Raw genomic sequence first — 17031 nt, 5'->3', positions numbered from 1 at the left:
CATGACCGCAGCCTCTGAATACGCCGCGTACACGACCGGTGAGCCGGTCGTCGACACCAAGGCCCCAAAGGGCCCGGTCAACGAGCGCTGGGACACCCGCCGCTTCGAGGCCAAGCTCGTCAACCCCGCCAACCGCCGCAAGCACACGGTGATCGTCGTCGGCACCGGCCTCGCGGGCGGCGCCGCCGGCGCGACGCTCGCCGAACAGGGCTATCACGTCGTCCAGTTCTGCTACCAGGACTCGCCCCGTCGCGCGCACTCCATCGCCGCCCAGGGCGGCATCAACGCGGCGAAGAACTACCGCAACGACGGCGACTCCGTCCACCGGCTGTTCTACGACACCGTCAAGGGCGGCGACTTCCGGGCCCGCGAGTCCAATGTCCACCGCCTGGCGCAGATCTCGGTCGAGATCATCGACCAGTGCGTCGCCCAGGGCGTGCCCTTCGCCCGCGAGTACGGCGGTCTGCTCGACACCCGTTCCTTCGGCGGCGTCCAGGTGTCCCGCACCTTCTACGCCCGCGGCCAGACGGGTCAGCAGCTCCTGCTCGGCGCCTACCAGGCGCTGTCGCGGCAGATCGCGGCGGGCAACATCGAGATGCGTCCGCGCACCGAGATGCTCGACCTGATCGTGGTCGACGGGCGGGCGCGCGGCATCGTGGCGCGGGATCTGATCACCGGCCGGATCGACACGTACTACGCGGACGCCGTCGTCCTGGCCAGCGGCGGCTACGGCAACGTCTTCTACCTCTCGACGAACGCCATGAACTCCAACGCGACCGCGATCTGGCGGGCGCACCGGCGCGGCGCCTACTTCGCCAACCCCTGCTTCACCCAGATCCACCCCACCTGCATCCCGCGCACCGGCGATCACCAGTCCAAGCTGACGCTGATGAGCGAGTCGCTGCGCAACGACGGCCGTATCTGGGTCCCGAAGGCGCACGGCGACACCCGTCCGCCGAACGAGATCCCCGAGGACGAGCGCGACTACTACCTGGAGCGCATCTACCCCTCCTTCGGCAACCTCGTGCCCCGCGACATCGCCTCCCGCGCCGCCAAGAACGTCTGTGACGAGGGCAGGGGAGTGGGCCCCGGCGGGCAGGGCGTCTACCTGGACTTCGCCGACGCCATCCGGCGCATGGGCAGGGCGAAGGTCGAGGAGAAGTACGGCAACCTCTTCGACATGTACGCCCGGATCACCGCCGAGGACCCGTACACCGTGCCGATGCGGATCTACCCGGCCGTGCACTACACGATGGGCGGACTGTGGGTCGACTACGACCTCCAGACCAGCATCCCCGGCCTGTTCGCGATCGGCGAGGCCAACTTCTCCGACCACGGCGCGAACCGGCTGGGCGCCTCGGCCCTGATGCAGGGCCTCGCCGACGGCTACTTCGTGCTGCCGTCCACCATCAACGACTACCTCGCCCGCAACCCGCACCACGAGCAGGTCACCGACGAACACCCCGCTGTCCAGGAGGTGCTGGCCGAGACCGAGGACCGGCTGCGGCTGCTGCTGGCCGTCGACGGCGACCGCACCCCCGACTCCTTCCACCGTGAAGTCGGCGAACTCATGTGGGAGTTCTGCGGCATGGCCCGTACGGAGACGGGGCTGCGCAAGGCACTTGAGCGCATCCCGCAGATCCGCGAGGAGTTCTGGCGGCGCATCAAGGTCCCCGGCACCGGCGAGGAGTTCAACCAGTCCCTGGAGAAGGCCAACCGCATCGTCGACTACCTGGAGCTCGCCGAGCTCATGTGCCTCGACGCGCTGCACCGGTCCGAGTCCTGCGGCGGGCATTTCCGCGAGGAGTCCCAGACCCCGGACGGCGAGGCCGCCCGCAAGGACGAGGAGTTCTCGTACGCGGCGGCCTGGGAGTTCACGAGTACGGGCTCTGCCCCCGTCCTGCACAAGGAAGACCTGGTCTTCGAGTACGTCCACCCCACCCAGCGGAGCTACGCATGAAGCTCACCCTGCGCGTCTGGCGCCAGAAGAACGCCGACGCCGACGGAGCGATGTCCACGTACGAGGTGGACGGCATCTCGGCCGACATGTCCTTCCTGGAGATGCTCGACACCCTCAACGAGGAACTCATCCTCAAGGGCGAGGACCCCGTCGCCTTCGATCACGACTGCCGCGAGGGCATCTGCGGCGCGTGCAGCCTGGTCATCAACGGTGACGCGCACGGGCCTGAGCGCACCACCACCTGCCAGCTGCACATGCGGTCCTTCCAGGACGGCGACACGATCGACGTCGAGCCCTGGCGTGCCTCGGCTTTCCCGGTCGTGAAGGATCTCGTCGTGGACCGGTCGGCCTTCGACCGGATCATCCAGGCCGGCGGGTACATCACCGCTCCGACCGGCGCCGCGCCCGAGGCCCACTCGACGCCCGTGCCGAAGCCGGACGCGGACTTCGCGTTCGAGCACGCCGAGTGCATCGGGTGCGGTGCGTGTGTGGCCGCCTGTCCCAACGGGGCCGCGATGCTCTTCACCTCGGCGAAGATCAACCATCTGAACGTGCTGCCGCAGGGGGCGCCCGAGCGGGAGACGCGGGTGCTGGACATGGTGGCGCAGATGGATGAGGAGGGGTTCGGTGGGTGCACGCTCACCGGGGAGTGCGCCACCGCTTGCCCGAAGGGGATTCCGTTGGTCTCGATCACCGGGATGAACAGGGAGTGGCTGCGGGCCGCGCGTAGAACCGGGCGGCGCTAGGGGGACTCCGGCCGCCGGTCGTATGTGGCTGGTCGTGCCTACGCGGCGGAGCCGCATGATGTCACGGCCCCGCGCCCCTTCGGGGCGCGCTCCAGCCGAGGTCACTTGTTCAGAGAACGTTCGCCGGATCGGTGCGGACGGGCGGGACCGGGAGTGGTGCTCATCCCCGGTCCCGTCTCGCATTCGGGGGAATCTCCTGGCATTCAACATCCCCACATCCCGGCTCCTGGCACAGGTCACGTGCACGCCAACCGGCATCGGAAGAACAGGAGCGCACGGACCGCACCGACACGGTCCGCAGCCGCACCGCCGAACCGGCCCGTGACCAGGAGAGTGCCATGACCGGCGTTTCCACCCTCGACCGTCCCCCGCAGCCCGCGGCACCCACCCGCTACACCGTCACCTTCGCCCGCGACGAGGAGGACGTGCGTGCCGCGCAGCGGTTGCGGCACGACGTCTTTGCCGGAGAGATGGGCGCCCTGCTGTCCACCCCGCAGCCGGGGCTCGACATCGACGCCTTCGACGCGTACTGCGACCACCTGCTCGTCCGCGACACGGTGACCGGTCAGGTCGTCGGCACCTACCGTCTGCTGCCCCCGGAGCGCGCCGCGATCGCCGGCCGCCTCTACTCGGAGGGCGAGTTCGACCTGACCCCGCTCGACGCGATCCGTCCGGGACTCGTCGAGGTCGGGCGCTCCTGCGTGCACCCCGACCACCGCGACGGCGCGGTCATCGGCCTCATCTGGGCCGGGATAGCCCGCTACATGGTCGAGGGCGGCCACGAGTGGCTCGCGGGCTGCTGCTCGATCCCGCTCGCCGACGGGGGCGCGCTCGCGGCCGGAACCTGGGACCGGGTGCAGGCCAAGTACCTGGCGCCCGAGGAGTACCGGGTACGACCGTTGCTGCCCTGGACCGCGGAGGGCGTCACCCGGCAGCCCCACACCGAACTGCCCCCGCTGCTGCGCGGCTATCTCCGGCTCGGCGCCTGGGTCTGCGCCGCACCCGCGCACGACCCGGACTTCGGGGTCGCGGACCTGTTCGTGCTGCTGTCGATGCGCCGGGTCAACCCGCGCTATCTGCGCCACTTCCTCTCGCTCGTCCCGGCCTGATGAGCGTCTGGCTGCCCAGCGCGCCCTGCACCCCCAGGGCGTGCGTCGAGCCGACGGGGTCCGCCACGGCCGTACCGCGTGCGGTGCTGCGGCTCACGGCGGTCCTGGTGGTGGTCGTCACCGGGGTCGTGCTGTTGCCGCTCGGCGGGCGGATCCCCGCCGAACTGGTACGGCGCTGGTGCCGGGCGATCGTGCGGGCCGCGGGCGTCCGCGTCCGGATCACCGGCCCGGCCGCACCCACCGGCGGGCTGCTGATCGTCGCCAACCACATCTCCTGGCTGGACATCCCGCTCCTCGCCGCCGTCCGGCCGGCCCGGATGGTCGCCAAGTCCGAGATCCGGCAGTGGCCGGTGGCGGGCCCGCTGGCCGCGCGCGGCGGCGTCCTGTTCATCGAGCGCGACCGGCTGCGCGCGCTGCCGGACACGGTCGCGCGCATCGCCGGGCTGCTGCGCGGCGGGGCGGCCGTCGTGGCCTTCCCGGAGGGCAGCACCTGGTGCGGCAGGGCGCAGGGACACTTCCGGCGGGCCGTCTTCCAGGCCGCGCTGGACGCCGGGGTGCCGGTCCAGCCGGTGCACATCCACTACCGGCTGGCCGGGGGAGTGGCGAGCACCGCGCCCGCCTTCGTCGGGAACGACTCGCTGCTCGCCTCCCTGTGGCGGGTGGGCTCGGCGCGCGGGCTGGTGGCGGAGGTCGAGGTACGGCCCACGCTCGCGCCGGGCAGCCACCCCGATCGACGGGGCCTGGCCCGCGCGGCACAAGGGGGGTTGCACCCCGTGGACGGACGGGCATCAGCTCCCGCACATCTCTCACGTACCGCTATGAAATAGCGCGAAACGGTAACACCGACCTCGCGCGTAAGGCCCGGCCGCCGTCGCGGTGAAGACGGCAGACTCGGCGCCCGCGCACGCGTACGAGCCGCGCGGGTCTATCGGTCCTGAGCGAGGGCGCGGGCGAGATACGGAGCCGTCGTGCTCCCTTCCACCCGCGCCACCTCGGCCGGCGACCCCGCCGCCACGATCCACCCGCCCTCGTCCCCGCCGCCCGGACCCAGGTCGATCACCCGGTCCGCGCCCGCGACCACCGCCATGTCGTGCCGGACGTACGAGTCATGGCGGCCGCTGGGGACCTACGGACTGGACATGGCCAGAACTCCTGCGGGGCTCGGGGCAAACCCCACGATTCTAGGCCGCGGTCAGTCCCGCGACCCGGGCGAGCCTGCGGAAGGAGTCCCGCAGGGCCTCCCGGTCGTACGTACTGGTCGTGACCAGCACCTCCTGCGCGTCCGTCTCCTTGATCAGCGTCTCCAGCTCGTGGGCGACCTGCTCCTCGGTGCCCGCTATGTGCCCCGTGAGCCCGGACTCGTAGAACCCCCGCTCCTTGCCGCTCATGACAAGGCCCTCGACCCGCTCGGCGGGTGGCAGCGGCGGGAACGTGCCGTGAGTGCGGGAGTACGCCATCGACCAGGCCTCCGGGAGCAGCAGTCGGCGCGCCTCCTCCAGGGTTTTGGCGACCGCGACCGTGCCGGAGACGACGACGTACGGCTCCGCGGCCCAGCGGGAGGGGCGGAACGCGGCCCGATAGTCATCGATGCCGCGTCGCATCTTCTCCCGGTTCCTGAGGTCCCCGATGACCAGTGGAAGCCCCGCCCGCGCCGCGATCGTGGCGCCCTCGCCCAGGGCGAGCACGAAGGGCGGCACCGTCAGCCCCTCCGCGGGGCGCGCGTGCACCCCCGTCGGTGACTGGCCGCGGAACCAGCCGAGCAACTCGTCGAGCTGGCCCGCGAAGTCGTCGGCGACGTCCTTGTCCCGCCCCAGCGCCCTGCGCACCCCGTCCGTGAAGCCGACGGAACGCCCGAGCCCCATGTCGATCCGCCCGGGAAACAAGGACTCGAGAACCCCGAACTGCTCGGCCACGACCAGGGGTCGGTGGTTCGGCAGCATCACCCCGCCGGTACCGACCCGGATCGTCCGGGTGGCGGCGGCGACCGCGGCGGCCAGCACGGTGGGCGCGGACCCGGCGACACCGGGCACGCCGTGGTGCTCCGAGACCCAGAAGCGGTGGTATCCGAGCCCTTCCACTTCCTGGGCCAGGCGCACGGTGTCCCGCAGGGCCTCGGCAGCGTCGTGCCCCTCACGGGTGCGCGAGCGGTCGAGGACGGAGAAACGCGTGGCGCTGACGCGGGAGCCCCGCCCCCGAGGAGCTTCGTGATCTTGCTGACTCGGCATGGCTCTTTCGGATGATACGACTTCGTCGTGCCGGTCGTCGGTCAGAGAGCCCGGTGGGAAATGGTGAGCAGGTAGGTGCCGTAGAAGAGGGAGAACACGGTCAGGCCCGTGAGCAGGACGGCGACCGTACGGCGGCGGGCGCGGACCAGGGACAGGGCGAGCGGGAGCAGCAGGGGGAAGGCGGGCAGCAGGAGCCGGGGCCTGCTCGTGAAGTAGTGGGCGTCGCCCAGGGCGATCGCGAGGAGGATCCCCGAGTACACGAGGAGCGGTAGCGGCTGCCGGTCCAGGACGCCGAGGACGAACAGCAGGACGCAGCCGAGGACGATTCCGGCGGCCAGATAGGTGACCAGGGTGTCGTGTCCGACGATCAGGTGCTTGAACATGCGCGCGGTGTCGAGGCCGAAGTCGAACCGCGAGCCCCACAGGCTCTGCACATGGAAGTAACCGGTGGGGTCGCCCGTCCTGAGCCCCACCCAGGCGACATAGCCGAGCCACCCGGTGGGGGCCAGCAGAATGGCCCCCCAGGCGCGTGGGGCGGTGGGTTCCCCGGCGCGGCGACGCTGCCAGAGGTGGGCGACGGCGGCCACGACGACGGCGGCGGCCACGGCGAAGCCGTTGGGGCGGCACAGTCCGGCCAGCACGGCCAGCGTCCCCGCGGTCAGCCAGCGGTGGGTCAGCGCGGCGTAGAGCGACCAGGCCGCGAAGGCCGTCATCAGGGATTCGGTGTACGCCATCGTCAGCACGACGGCGTGCGGCAGCAGCGCCCAGAGCGCCGCGAGCGCCAGGCCGACCTTGCGCCCGTGCAGCAGCTCGCCGACCGCGTACACGCCCCAGGCGGCCACGGCGGCGGCGACCCAGGCGATGACGAGCGCCGCGTTGACCGGGCCGATCGGCAAGGCCGTGCTCAGCGCCCGGATCAGCCCCGGGAACAGGGGGAAGAAGGCCAGGTCGTTGTAGATGAGGCCGTTGCCCGACTTGGCGGCGACGATCGTGCCGTAACCGTACCGGGCGATGTGCCAGTACCAGCTGCCGTCCCATTCCAGGCCGAGCACGGTACGCGGGTGCCGGCCGAGGTGCAGCGACCAGACGGTCACCATGAGCACGCCCGACAGCCGCACGGCGGCGAACAACCACAGCGCGGGCAGTGCCCGCTTCAGTTCGGCCCGCCATCGCCACACCTGCGCAGGCACGGCAGGCGGAGGCACGAGCCGCCGCGTGACCGTGTCGCTGCCCCTCAGGGGGCCGTCATCCATACCGTCCTCCTTTTCGCCCTGCTAGAGGGATTGACCGGGGACGAGGTTCCACGGGGATGGAAGATCCTGACTTCATGTGAATCGACGGTGCACAAGGGCGCATCCCGCACCGTGGCGTACGGCCGCGCCGTTCACACTCCCGGGTGAGTGCGGGCCGGTCGCCGACGGCCCACGAGCCCCGTACCGGTCGGCGGGGTGGGTCAGGGCGTCGATGGGAAGGCCGAGGTCGGTGACGCCGCCGTGCGACTAAGCGAACCGCGATCGGGAATGGCTTCCCCGGAGCGCTCCGCGGCGGCTGGCCGCGGCCGCTTCGGCGGGAGCCGTCCCACCCCCCATGGAAAGCAGGAGTGAGCATGCAGTACGTGAAGCTCGGTTCGACGGGCCTGGACGTGTCCCGGATCTGCCTGGGCTGCATGGGTTTAGGGCTGCCCGACCGGGGGCCCAACGCGTGGACGCTCGACGACGAGGGGGCCCGCCCGTTGATCCGCCGTGCGCTGGACGCCGGGATCACCTTCTTCGACACGGCGAACGTCTACTCCGAGGGCACCAGCGAGGAGATCGTCGGCCGGGCGTTGACGGAGTTCGCGCGCCGCGACGAGATCGTCATCGCCACCAAGGTGAACGGCGTGATGCACGACGGCCCCAACGCACGCGGCCTCTCCCGCAAGGCCGTCATGACGGAGATCGACAACAGCCTGCGCCGGCTGGGCACCGACTACGTGGACCTGTACCAGATCCACCGGTTCGACCCCGCCACTCCCGTCGAGGAGACGATGGAGGCCCTGCACGACGTGGTGAAGGCGGGCAAGGCCCGTTATGTCGGGGCGAGTTCGATGTACGCCTGGCAGTTCTCCAAGGCCCAGTACACGGCCCGGCTGAACGGCTGGACGCGGTTCGTGTCCATGCAGAACCACTACAACCTCCTCTACCGCGAGGAGGAGCGCGAGATGCTGCCGCTCTGTGCGGACCTGGGCGTCGGCGTGCTGCCCTGGAGCCCGCTCGCCCGCGGCCGACTCACCCGCGACTGGGACGTCACCACCGAGCGCAGCCGCACCGACGAGTACGGAAAGCGGCTCTACCAGGCGGGCGACCGCGCGATCGTCGACGCCGTCACCCGGATCGCCGCCGAACGCGACACCCCGCGCGCCCGGATCGCCCTCGCCTGGCTGCTGCGGCAGAGCACGGTGACCGCGCCCATCGTCGGTGCCACCAAGGTGGGGCACATCGACGACGCGGTGGCCGCCCTCGACGTGGAGCTCACGGAGAAGGAGGTCGAAGAGCTGGAGCAGCCGTACACGCCCCGGGCGATCAGCGGCCACTGATCCACAGAGCGTCGGGAAGCCGCACCCAGGGCGCGAAGGGCACCGGCACGCCCGCCCACCGGTGCTACGAGAACTCGCTCATCGCTTGCGTCGTGGAAGTGGTGAGCCGGGCCCAGTGGCGGGCGGGCGGTGCGCTCAGCCGAGGCGCCCCGGGAGGTCGCCATCCCGCCGCGGTGGGGGCGGTCGCGAGACCGCCGACGAGTAATGCGCCCGTGAGCAAGGCGGCGGCCAGGTGTTTTTGACGGCCGCGGGGCAACGGGAATGCGGACATCACCGGCTCCCGGTGGTGAAGTGAATGCGTTGCCGCCGTCACGATGGGGTGAACGACGGAAATGGGAGCGCTCCCAATAGGGGGCATTGCATGGGCATGTCAGAGCGTCAATGGGCGGGTGAACGCCTTTCCGGTCCCCGGGTCCTGGTGGGGCCGTCTCGCGCGGGGGCCTGGCCGAGGGCCGTGTGGGATTGCGAATTTCCTTTGCGGGGACTTCGGCTGACCTTCCGTCAATCTCCCTGCGTGCGGCGGAATGGGGAAAGTGACGAGATCTCTTGTTTCGGCTCGTCGCCCTGTGCAAAGGTGTGCGTTGTCGGCGTGCAGACATTTCGTTTCCTTCTGTGCGCGTACGGTGCACCCGCCCGCCCCTCGCTTGAAAAGAGCTGTCGGAGGGGGTGTTCGTGGCAACAACCCCCCCATGGGTAGTCCCTCCGCTTCGACGGGCGGGCTACATACCCATTGGTATGGACTAATTCATGCTTACCTTTGGGAGGAAAGCGGACGTGAATGACGCAGCCCTGTCTCATTCCCCAGCACTCGCTCGCTTGTTCGAGGTTTCGGATGAGCGGCTCGCGGCCGATCTGAAGAAGAGCTCGGGGAACACGCCTGCGCACCACCCCGTCGGAGAACTCCTCGACCGCCACTGGGAAGCGGTCTTCTCCTACGCGCGTCTGTGCACCAACGGGGTGCGTCCCGCCGGAATGCTCACCACGGCCGCTTTCACCCGGTTGTTCGGGGAATCGCTGCGGCAGACCGGGCCGACGGCCGCCTGGCGGCCGCAACTGCTGCTCACCGTACGCCGTATGGCCGTCGAATGGCTCGGGGACCAGCGGCGGGAGCTGCTCCATCCCGAGCTGCTGGCCGAGTCGGACAGCCGGGAGCGGGTCATGGCGCGACTGCTGCCGCCGGAGGGCAGACGGCAGCTGGCCCGGGCCTTCCAGCGGCTCCCCGAGCCCGCCCGCTGTCTGCTGTGGCACACCGAGGTCGAGGCCGAGCAACTGGACGTACCGGCCGCGCTGTTGGGCATCGGCGACGACGACGCCTCCGTGGAACTGCGCCGGGCCGGTGAACGCCTGCGCGACGGCTGCCTGGAAATCCATCGTGAACTGGCCCCCGAGGAGGAGTGCCGCCGCTACCACCGCATGCTGGATGTGTCCCTGCGCCGCGGTGGCGAAGACCTCGACCCCGATCTGCGCAAGCACATGGGCCGGTGCCGGCACTGCCGCAACACCGCCGACCAGTTGAGCCGGTTCAACGGCGACCTCGCGCTGTCGCTGGCCGAGGCCGTGCTCGGCTGGGCGGCCGCGGCCTACCTCGAATCGCGCCCCGGCCGCGACACCGCGATCGTGGAAGTGACGGGTGCTCCGGCCGCTGCCCCCGCTGCCCCCAGCATTCCTCCCTTGCCCAGCTATGCCCCTTTCCCCAGCCATGCCCCTTTCCCCAGCCATGCCCCCTTCCCGAGCCATGACCTCGTCCCCAGTCACGCGGGCCCCCTCACGGGCCAAGCCCCGCTCGTCGGCCATGACCTCTTCGCCGGTCATGACGCCCACTCCGGCCATGCCCCGCTCCCGCCGAACGAGCCCCCGCGCCCCGCACCGCACGCCCATGCCCCCGCCGCATCCCGCCCGGCCACGCACAAGGCGCCCCGACGCTCCTCCCGCCGTGCCCCGCACCGCCGGAACATCGCGCTGGCCGCGCTGACCGTGAGCGGAATGATCCTGGTCCCGCTCGTCCTGTGGGTCGCCCAGGGATCGGACGGCGCGGACGGCGTGGCCGACGGCGCCGGACCTTCGGGCACGCCCAGTTCGGGCCCCGCCAAGGCGTCCGGCTCGAACCCGTCCTGGGTAGGCACCGGCGAGAAGTCGAACGGCACCGTGCGCGGCCGACTGCGCAACATCGAGACCGGGCTGTGCATCGGCATCGTGGGCGAGAAGCCCGTGAAGGGGGTGGAGACGGCGCTGACGCCGTGCTCCTCGGCCGCGAGCCAGGAGTGGGCGTACGAGGAGGACGGGCTGCTGCGCGATGTAGCCGCCCCCGACCTCTGTCTCGACTCCCACCTCGGCTACTCGGTCCAACTGGCGCCCTGCTCCGGCGAGTCGCAGCCGGGCACCAAGAACGTGCGTTACGACTTCACCCTCCAGGGCACGGTGGTGCCCCGCTGGAACCAGGACCTGGCCCTTGCCCCCGCCTCCACCGCGAGCGAGGCGTCGCTGGTCCTCAAACCCCGCAAGGACGAGTCCGACCAGCACTGGGCGATGGACACCTCGTCGCCCTCGCTCCAGATGGAGGCGGTCAACTGGGACTCCGCGGGACAGGCGGGGACATCCGCGAGCCACGCCTCTCCCGAGCACTCGAAGACGCCGTCGGCGAGCAGCGGCACGCCCAAGTCGTCGCCCAAGCCTTCGACCCATCCGTCGACGCCCGCGCCGACCCCCTCGACGTCGTCGCCCGCGGACGGCTGTTCCCCGTACTCCTACTGCTCGCCGCCGAGCGGGCAGGACGGCGCACCCGGTTACGGATATGGCAGCTACGGCAGCTACGGCAGCTACGGCGGCTATGGAGACGGCGGCTACGGATACGGCGGATACGGCGGCTACGGATACGGCGGTGGCCAAGCGGGCCACCGCTGATCCGTCCGGGACGCGGGCGGGCGTCGTCAGTGGTCAGGAGCCGGCGGTGGCCGACTGGGAGGCCGCCGTGCCCAGGAACTCCGCCCAGCCGCCGAGGGGCGACTGCCCGGGGTTGAGCGTGCGCAGCTTGCGCAGCACCGCCGGGTCCTGGGCCTCCAGCCACTCCACCAGCTGGCGGAAGGAGACCATGCGCACGTCGTCGTGCGTGGCGATCTGCTTGACGGCCTGTTCGACGGCATCCATGTATATACCTCCGTTCCAGCGCTCGAAGTGGTTGCCGATGAAGAAGGGCGCGCGGTTGCTTTCGTAGGCGCGGCGGAAGCCGGCGAGGTAGCTGTCGCGGGCCTGGGCGCGCCAGGCGTCGTACATGGTCTTGTCGCCGAGCGGGTTGGCGTGCGACTGGTTGGCCATGAGGTTGTAGTCCATCGACAGGACCTGGAAGGAGTGGCCGGGGAAGGGTATGGACTGGAGCGGGAAGTCCCAGATCTTGCCGCCCTGGACCTTGCCGGGCCACATCTGCAGGCCGCCGGGGGAGCTGGCGTCGTACTTCCAGCCGAGGGCGGCGGCGGTCGGCAGCAGGTTGGACTGGCCCTCCAGGCATGGGGTGCGGCCGCCGATGAGTTCCTTCTCGTAGTCGAAGGGGAGCGGTTCGAGGTCGGTGAAGCCGGTGTTGGTCTTCCACTCGGTGACGAACTTCTTCGCCTGCGCGATCTCGCTGCGCCACTCGGCGGGCGACCAGCGGCGCACGCCGTCGGTGCCGCAGAAGTGGCCGTTGAAGTGGGTGCCGATCTCGTGGCCCTCCAGCCAGGCGGCGCGGATCTGCTGGATGGTGGAGTGGATGTGCCGGTCGGCGAGGTAGCCGATCGCGGAGGCGCCGACGGGGTGCTGCGGCGGGCTGTAGAGGTGCTTCTTCGACTCGGGCAGCGTGTAGATGCCACTGAGGAAGAACGTCATCGAAGCGCCGTGGTCGGATGCGACCTTGCGGAACCGGGAGAACAGCTGGTTGCTGAGCTCGCCCGCGCCGTCCCAGGAGAAGACCACGAACTGCGGCGGCCGCTCACCCGGCTTCAGCCGCGTGGCCTTCGGCTGCTTCGGCTGGGCCCCGGTGTCGGCGGTGGAGCCGTCGCCGATGAGCTTGGGCTGCGGGGTCTTGCCGCTCCCGTCGCCCTTGTCGCCGCTGCCCACGGACCAGTCGTTCGCCGAGCAGGCGGAGAGCGCGCCCAGGGCGCCCGCCGATGCCGTCGCGGCCAGCAGACGCCTGCGTGAGATACCAGTCATGACCATCCCCCGATTCCTTGTTCCCTGTTCTTGGTGCGGCTCCCGCCCGCCGGGCCGGAGCCTTCCGTTCCTGTGACGCGCCGCCCTTGGCGGTGTGCGTCAAACGCTGTGATGCGCGGATGTTCGGGAAAGGTCGCCGCAACGGCCACGTGTTGCTGTTCCGTGACAAACCCCGCCGATCCGCGGGGCGGATGGCGGGGCTGGGGGGAGCGGGACCGGTGGGGTCAGGCCGGGGTCGGGCTGGGGGCCGGCTGGGGTCAGACGCCGCTGCCGGCGCGGACGACGGTCAGGGACACCGAGGAGGCGTTCCCGGACACGGGCACCTTGCCCCCCGTCCACGCCACCTTGAGCGGGTCCCGCTCGTCGGGCGGGGTCACGATCAGCGTGGCGGGCGTCGCGGTGTTCGCCCCGCTGATCTCCGGGTTGGAGAACGTCAGGCCGGCCCACGCGTTGCGCCCGGGCGCCAGTGTGACGGTCGTCGGCGTCTCCGAGGAGCGCTTCGGGTCGGGCCCGAGCTGCTTGCCGGACGCGTCCACGAACGCCGCTCCGGGGAAGCCGCGCAGGGTGCAGGTGCGGTGGGAGGTGTTGGTGAGGACGACGGGGAAGTTCTCCTGACCCGCGCCCGGTTGGTTGGCACCGACCGCCGCGCGCAGTTCGGAGGTGTGGCACCGCGTACTGCCGGACGTGCCGCTCCCGCTCCCGCTCCCGGACGCGGACGAGGAGGACGACGAGGAGGTCGCGGCCACTGCCGATGCCGTGTCGGAACCGGTCGGGGCAGTGCTCGTACCGGTGCCGTCCGCGGTGGTGTCACCGGAGGCCGGCTGGGCCGCGCCGGGGAGTTTCTGCGGGGTGCTCGTCGTGCCGTTGTCGCTGCCGCAGGCCGAGAGCGGGCCCAGCACCAGCACGATGCCCGCGACCAGTGCCGCCCGGTGGGCGGGGGAGGACGGACGGCGTGCGGAAGCCGCCCCGCCGGGCTGGAAGGTCGCCATGTCAACACTCCTTGGGATTCACCGCACGCGCCATGACTCGGCGTGCGAACGGCGCTCTGTGCTCCGCCACCAGTCTCTGATGCACCGGGAGAGGGAAAAGTTCGCGGGACCCTCGGGCGGGTTCGCGCGATCTTCGGGCAAGTTCGTCAGTCCTTCACTCGTACGGAGCCGAGCACCCGGTCGGTCGTGGCGTCGCTGCCGGCGGCCTGGCGGATCTGGACGTACAACTGCGGCTGCTCGGCGCCGCCCGCAGGGGTGAGCCCCGCCTCCGTGAGCGAGCCGCGGCTTCCCTGACAGGCGCTCCAGGTCCGGATCAGTCCGTGCCAGCGCGCGCCGGTATAGGTGCGGCTGCCCTCGTAGTGACAGCCGGTGTGGGCGATCGTCCCGACCCCGGCGCGCACGTCGCCGTGTTCGCTGAGGCCGACGAACACCCCCTCGGCCCCCGAGCGCAGGTCCTGCCACTTCGCCAGGTCGTCGGCGACGGCGAGACCCGGCTCGTGGGTGTCCGACAGGCCCATGGTCCGCGGATTCCATCCGGAGTCGCGCAGTTGGCCGCCCCAGCCGTCCGGAACCTCGACCGAGACCCGTCCGGAGGCGTCCTCGACCGTCATGGACGTGGCGCCGGACTGCCGGGTCACGAGCGCGGCGGTGACACCGGCCGCGCCGAGCACGACCGCGGCGGCCACGGACACGGCCGTGACCACGGTCCGCCGACGGCGCCGGGGCGCGCGGACGGTGCCCATCGACACCTGTTCGGCCAGCCGCTCCAACTCCACGGCGAGGCTCAGCGCCGTGGGCCAGCGCCGCTCGCGGTCGGGCTCCATGGCGCGCAGCAACGCCCGCTGGACGTCCGGGGCCAGGTCCGTACGGAGCCGGTCGGGCCGTACGACCTTGCCGGGCGGCCCGGGGACCGAGCCCGTGATCAGGTGGTAGCCGAGGGCACCCAGGCTGTACACGTCGGCCCGCGCGTCGATGCCCGACCCCGGCTGGGCCTGTTCCGGCGGGGTGTAGCCCGCGGAACCCGCCGCCATGGTCAGTCCGGAGGCCTGCGCCAGGCTCTTGGCGAGACCGAGGTCGGCGAGCAGGACCCGGTCGGCGCCGCCGGGTGAGGTACGCATAAGGACGTTGGAGGGCTTGATGTCACGGTGTACGATCCCGGCCTCGTGCAGCGCGGCGGCTCCGCGCGCCGCGAGGGCCGTCAGACGCAGGGCCTCGGCGACGGGCAGCGGCCCGGCCTCGACCCGGTCCGCGAGGGTGCCCCCATCGGCGTACTCCATGACGAAGTAGGGCCTGCCGTCGGGGAGTTCACCGATGTCGTAGACCTGGACGACCCGGTTCGAGTTGGCCTTGCGCAGCAGCCGGGCCTCGGAGAGGAAACGCTCCCGGACGTCGAGGTGGTCGACCCAGTTCTCGGAGAGCACCTTCACGGCGACGACGGCCTCCAGGACCTCGTCGTGGGCGAGCCAGACCACGCCGAAACCACCCGCGCCGAGGCGCCGGTCCAGACGGTAGCGGCCGATCCGCTCCAGGGGATCCCTCAGCATGGACGACCCGCCGAAAGGCCTGTGAGCCGGTGGTTTCGAGCACGGCCGAGGTGGCGTGGCGTCGCCGCATCGCCGGCGACGCCCGATGAGGGCTCCTGAGGAGCCCCGGACGAGGGGTTCTCGTGCGGCTGACGTCGGGGGAGGGGTGCGAAGCGGCTGTGCCCTGTCGGTCGCGTCCGTGGCGGTGTACGCCTCCTGTGTTCACCAGCGGGCATTTGCTCTCCAGGGCGGGGCGGATGCCACGAGCGCCACGCTGTGGCCGCTGTCCGTAGACGGGCTGCTGCTCCTGGCAACGGTCGGATTGTTGAAGCCTACCTGTCACGTCAGCCGTCGAGCACACCGCGCCATGGGGATGGCGTTCTTCCTCGGGATCGGGGTCTCACAAGCGGCCGACACAGCCGTGATCCCGGGGATTCCGGCACCGCACCGAGAGGGCCGCGATGTCGTCGTTGAGCCTTCCGCCGCTGTAGTGGAGCAGGTCCCAGTGAAGCCGGTCTAGCAGCTCGCGAGGCGGCTCCGTGCCCTGCCGCCGCATCCAGTCCGGCAGCGGGAAGAACTCGCCGGCGCGGTCCCGGGTCTCCGACACGCCGTCGGTGTAGAGCAGCAACTGGTCGCCCGGGGCGAAGGGGATGGTGTCGACGCAGTAGCGGTCACCGATGAGTGCCGAGAGATTGAGAGGCGGCGAGGAAATGGTGGGCTCCAGGACGCGGATCTTCCCATGGTGAGCAAGCAGCGGCGGGGGATGTCCGCAGTTGAGAAGCCTGACGCGGCCGCCGTCGTGCGCGATCTCGGCGATGATAGCCGTGGCGAAGCGTTCCGGCAGATCCTGGCCGGGATACGCGGCGTTGTGGCGGGCGATGCTGGTCTCCAGCCGGTGGACGATGCTCCGCAGGTCGGGTTCGTCGTATGCGGCCTCCCTGAAGCAGCTGATCACCGCTGAGGCCGCCCCCACCGCGGACAAGCCCTTGCCGCGTACGTCGCCGATGAGCAGCCGGACCCCGTACGGTGTGCCGGCCGCCTCGTAGAAGTCGCCGCCGATCCGGGCCTGTTCTTGGGCCGCCAGATACAGCGACTCGATCTCGACGTTCTCGATGCGGCGCGGCAGGGGGCGCAGCAGCACTTTCTGGGCTGCGTCGGCCACGAGGCGGACGTGGAAGAGTATTTCCTCGCGCTGGAGTCGGACATGACTTGCGTATGCGGCCGCCAAGGTGACCGCGACGATCGCGGCCGACGTGTACTGCGTCCCCAGGTCGGTGTAGAGGAAGCTCAGACTGATCATGACCAGCAGGCAGAACGCCCCCAGGAGAATCGTGGGGAGTACGGGCCACATCGCGGCGGCGAGAGCGGGTGCGGCGGGCAGGAGGCGGCTGACGGCGATCTGCCGCGGTGTGGCGAAGGCCAAGCCGGCGATGAGGACGGTAAGGATCACCGGTGCCAGCTGGGCGGCTTCCCATCGGCCGCAGTACAGAGGACGACGGCGCCGCAGCCGCCCAGACGTGGTCACAAACTGCATTATATCGGTCAAAGTGGGCATTGGGCTCTGAGGGGTCATGCGCCACATGCGCGGGGATCGCGCACTTCATGCACGGGAATCACGCTCATGGGTGGCCATCAGGGCGGCGCGCCGCATCCCCCGAAGTCGCCGACCACCCGACCGCGCAGAACCCGTCCCGCCTGGGTGGCGCGCTGGAGACGCGATACGGG

Annotated in this window: 14 protein-coding genes; 7 read left to right on the top strand and 7 right to left on the bottom strand. The window is 70.8% G+C overall.

The annotated features are described in order from the left end of the window. The first annotated feature begins 1 nt into the window (after position 1). The 4 genes from OG747_RS04000 to OG747_RS03985 all read left to right on the top strand — a co-directional run bounded on the left by OG747_RS04000 (position 2) and on the right by OG747_RS03985 (position 4642). Complete coding sequence (locus OG747_RS04000) at positions 2-1960, top strand: fumarate reductase/succinate dehydrogenase flavoprotein subunit (RefSeq protein WP_405877837.1); 1959 nt, start codon at positions 2-4, stop codon at positions 1958-1960. After that, complete coding sequence (locus OG747_RS03995) at positions 1957-2706, top strand: succinate dehydrogenase/fumarate reductase iron-sulfur subunit (RefSeq protein WP_405877835.1); 750 nt, start codon at positions 1957-1959, stop codon at positions 2704-2706. The genes OG747_RS04000 and OG747_RS03995 overlap by 4 nt, the downstream gene beginning before the upstream one ends. A gap of 338 nt (positions 2707-3044) precedes the next feature. After that, entirely contained in the window at positions 3045-3815 is a 771-nt protein-coding gene (locus OG747_RS03990; protein WP_405877833.1) for a GNAT family N-acetyltransferase, read from the top strand. Next, complete coding sequence (locus OG747_RS03985) at positions 3815-4642, top strand: lysophospholipid acyltransferase family protein (RefSeq protein WP_405877831.1); 828 nt, start codon at positions 3815-3817, stop codon at positions 4640-4642. Before OG747_RS03990 ends, OG747_RS03985 begins: the two co-directional genes overlap by 1 nt. Before the next feature lie 98 nt (positions 4643-4740). On the opposite strand, the gene OG747_RS03980 is transcribed toward OG747_RS03985, so the two are convergent. The 3 genes from OG747_RS03980 to OG747_RS03970 all read right to left on the bottom strand — a co-directional run bounded on the left by OG747_RS03980 (position 4741) and on the right by OG747_RS03970 (position 7293). Further along, the gene (locus OG747_RS03980; RefSeq protein WP_405877829.1) at positions 4741-4902 is read right to left on the bottom strand and encodes a hypothetical protein; all 162 of its coding nucleotides are present in this window, start codon (positions 4900-4902) and stop codon (positions 4741-4743) included. A gap of 94 nt (positions 4903-4996) precedes the next feature. After that, complete coding sequence (locus OG747_RS03975; protein ID WP_405877827.1) at positions 4997-6040, bottom strand: LLM class flavin-dependent oxidoreductase; 1044 nt, start codon at positions 6038-6040, stop codon at positions 4997-4999. 41 nt (positions 6041-6081) lie between these two features. Continuing rightward, positions 6082-7293, bottom strand: a complete 1212-nt coding sequence (locus OG747_RS03970) for a hypothetical protein (protein WP_405877825.1) — start codon at positions 7291-7293, stop codon at positions 6082-6084. Between the two features lie 353 nt (positions 7294-7646). On the opposite strand from OG747_RS03970, the gene OG747_RS03965 reads away from it, so the two are divergent. Then, positions 7647-8615, top strand: coding sequence for an aldo/keto reductase (locus OG747_RS03965; protein ID WP_405877823.1), 969 nt, complete (start codon positions 7647-7649; stop codon positions 8613-8615). A 747-nt stretch (positions 8616-9362) separates the two neighbouring features. Beyond that, a complete protein-coding gene (locus OG747_RS03960; protein ID WP_405877821.1) occupies positions 9363-11516 on the top strand; it encodes a ricin-type beta-trefoil lectin domain protein in 2154 nt (717 codons plus the stop codon). Between the two features lie 33 nt (positions 11517-11549). Here the strand turns inward: OG747_RS03960 and OG747_RS03955 are convergent, their stop codons facing one another. The 3 genes from OG747_RS03955 to OG747_RS03945 form a co-directional block, all read right to left on the bottom strand. Then, positions 11550-12794, bottom strand: coding sequence for a hypothetical protein (locus OG747_RS03955; RefSeq protein ID WP_405877819.1), 1245 nt, complete (start codon positions 12792-12794; stop codon positions 11550-11552). Between the two features lie 257 nt (positions 12795-13051). Beyond that, positions 13052-13783 (bottom strand): DUF4232 domain-containing protein, encoded by a 732-nt coding sequence (locus OG747_RS03950; protein ID WP_405877817.1) that lies wholly within the window; start codon positions 13781-13783, stop codon positions 13052-13054. A gap of 146 nt (positions 13784-13929) precedes the next feature. Continuing rightward, a complete protein-coding gene (locus OG747_RS03945; protein ID WP_405877815.1) occupies positions 13930-15327 on the bottom strand; it encodes a serine/threonine-protein kinase in 1398 nt (465 codons plus the stop codon). 85 nt (positions 15328-15412) lie between these two features. On the opposite strand from OG747_RS03945, the gene OG747_RS03940 reads away from it, so the two are divergent. Beyond that, positions 15413-15826 (top strand): DUF2637 domain-containing protein, encoded by a 414-nt coding sequence (locus OG747_RS03940; RefSeq protein WP_405877813.1) that lies wholly within the window; start codon positions 15413-15415, stop codon positions 15824-15826. Here OG747_RS03940 and OG747_RS03935 read toward each other — a convergent pair. Beyond that, positions 15707-16831 carry a PP2C family protein-serine/threonine phosphatase gene (locus OG747_RS03935; RefSeq protein ID WP_405877811.1) on the bottom strand — a complete coding sequence of 375 codons (1125 nt, stop codon included), beginning with the start codon at positions 16829-16831 and terminating at the stop codon, positions 15707-15709. The two genes, OG747_RS03940 and OG747_RS03935, sit on opposite strands and share 120 nt — an antisense overlap. Positions 16832-17031 lie beyond the last annotated feature (200 nt).

The organism is Streptomyces sp. NBC_01384 (assembly GCF_045040035.1).
Taxonomy (GTDB): Bacteria; Actinomycetota; Actinomycetes; order Streptomycetales; family Streptomycetaceae; genus Streptomyces.
The sequence above is the reverse complement of the archived record's forward strand: the minus strand, read 5'-3'. Positions and strand labels throughout refer to the sequence as shown.

Bases quoted from the DNA above. Each gene is read 5' to 3' on its own strand.
- OG747_RS04000 (WP_405877837.1), top strand. From the start codon at position 2: ATGACCGCAGCCTCTGAATACGCCGCGTACACGACCGGTGAGCCGGTC.
- OG747_RS03995 (WP_405877835.1), top strand. From the start codon at position 1,957: ATGAAGCTCACCCTGCGCGTCTGGCGCCAGAAGAACGCCGACGCCGAC.
- OG747_RS03990 (WP_405877833.1), top strand. From the start codon at position 3,045: ATGACCGGCGTTTCCACCCTCGACCGTCCCCCGCAGCCCGCGGCACCC.
- OG747_RS03985 (WP_405877831.1), top strand. From the start codon at position 3,815: ATGAGCGTCTGGCTGCCCAGCGCGCCCTGCACCCCCAGGGCGTGCGTC.
- OG747_RS03980 (WP_405877829.1), bottom strand. From the start codon at position 4,902: ATGGCGGTGGTCGCGGGCGCGGACCGGGTGATCGACCTGGGTCCGGGC.
- OG747_RS03975 (WP_405877827.1), bottom strand. From the start codon at position 6,040: ATGCCGAGTCAGCAAGATCACGAAGCTCCTCGGGGGCGGGGCTCCCGC.
- OG747_RS03970 (WP_405877825.1), bottom strand. From the start codon at position 7,293: ATGGATGACGGCCCCCTGAGGGGCAGCGACACGGTCACGCGGCGGCTC.
- OG747_RS03965 (WP_405877823.1), top strand. From the start codon at position 7,647: ATGCAGTACGTGAAGCTCGGTTCGACGGGCCTGGACGTGTCCCGGATC.
- OG747_RS03960 (WP_405877821.1), top strand. From the start codon at position 9,363: ATGCTTACCTTTGGGAGGAAAGCGGACGTGAATGACGCAGCCCTGTCT.
- OG747_RS03955 (WP_405877819.1), bottom strand. From the start codon at position 12,794: ATGACTGGTATCTCACGCAGGCGTCTGCTGGCCGCGACGGCATCGGCG.
- OG747_RS03950 (WP_405877817.1), bottom strand. From the start codon at position 13,783: ATGGCGACCTTCCAGCCCGGCGGGGCGGCTTCCGCACGCCGTCCGTCC.
- OG747_RS03945 (WP_405877815.1), bottom strand. From the start codon at position 15,327: ATGCTGAGGGATCCCCTGGAGCGGATCGGCCGCTACCGTCTGGACCGG.
- OG747_RS03940 (WP_405877813.1), top strand. From the start codon at position 15,413: ATGAGGGCTCCTGAGGAGCCCCGGACGAGGGGTTCTCGTGCGGCTGAC.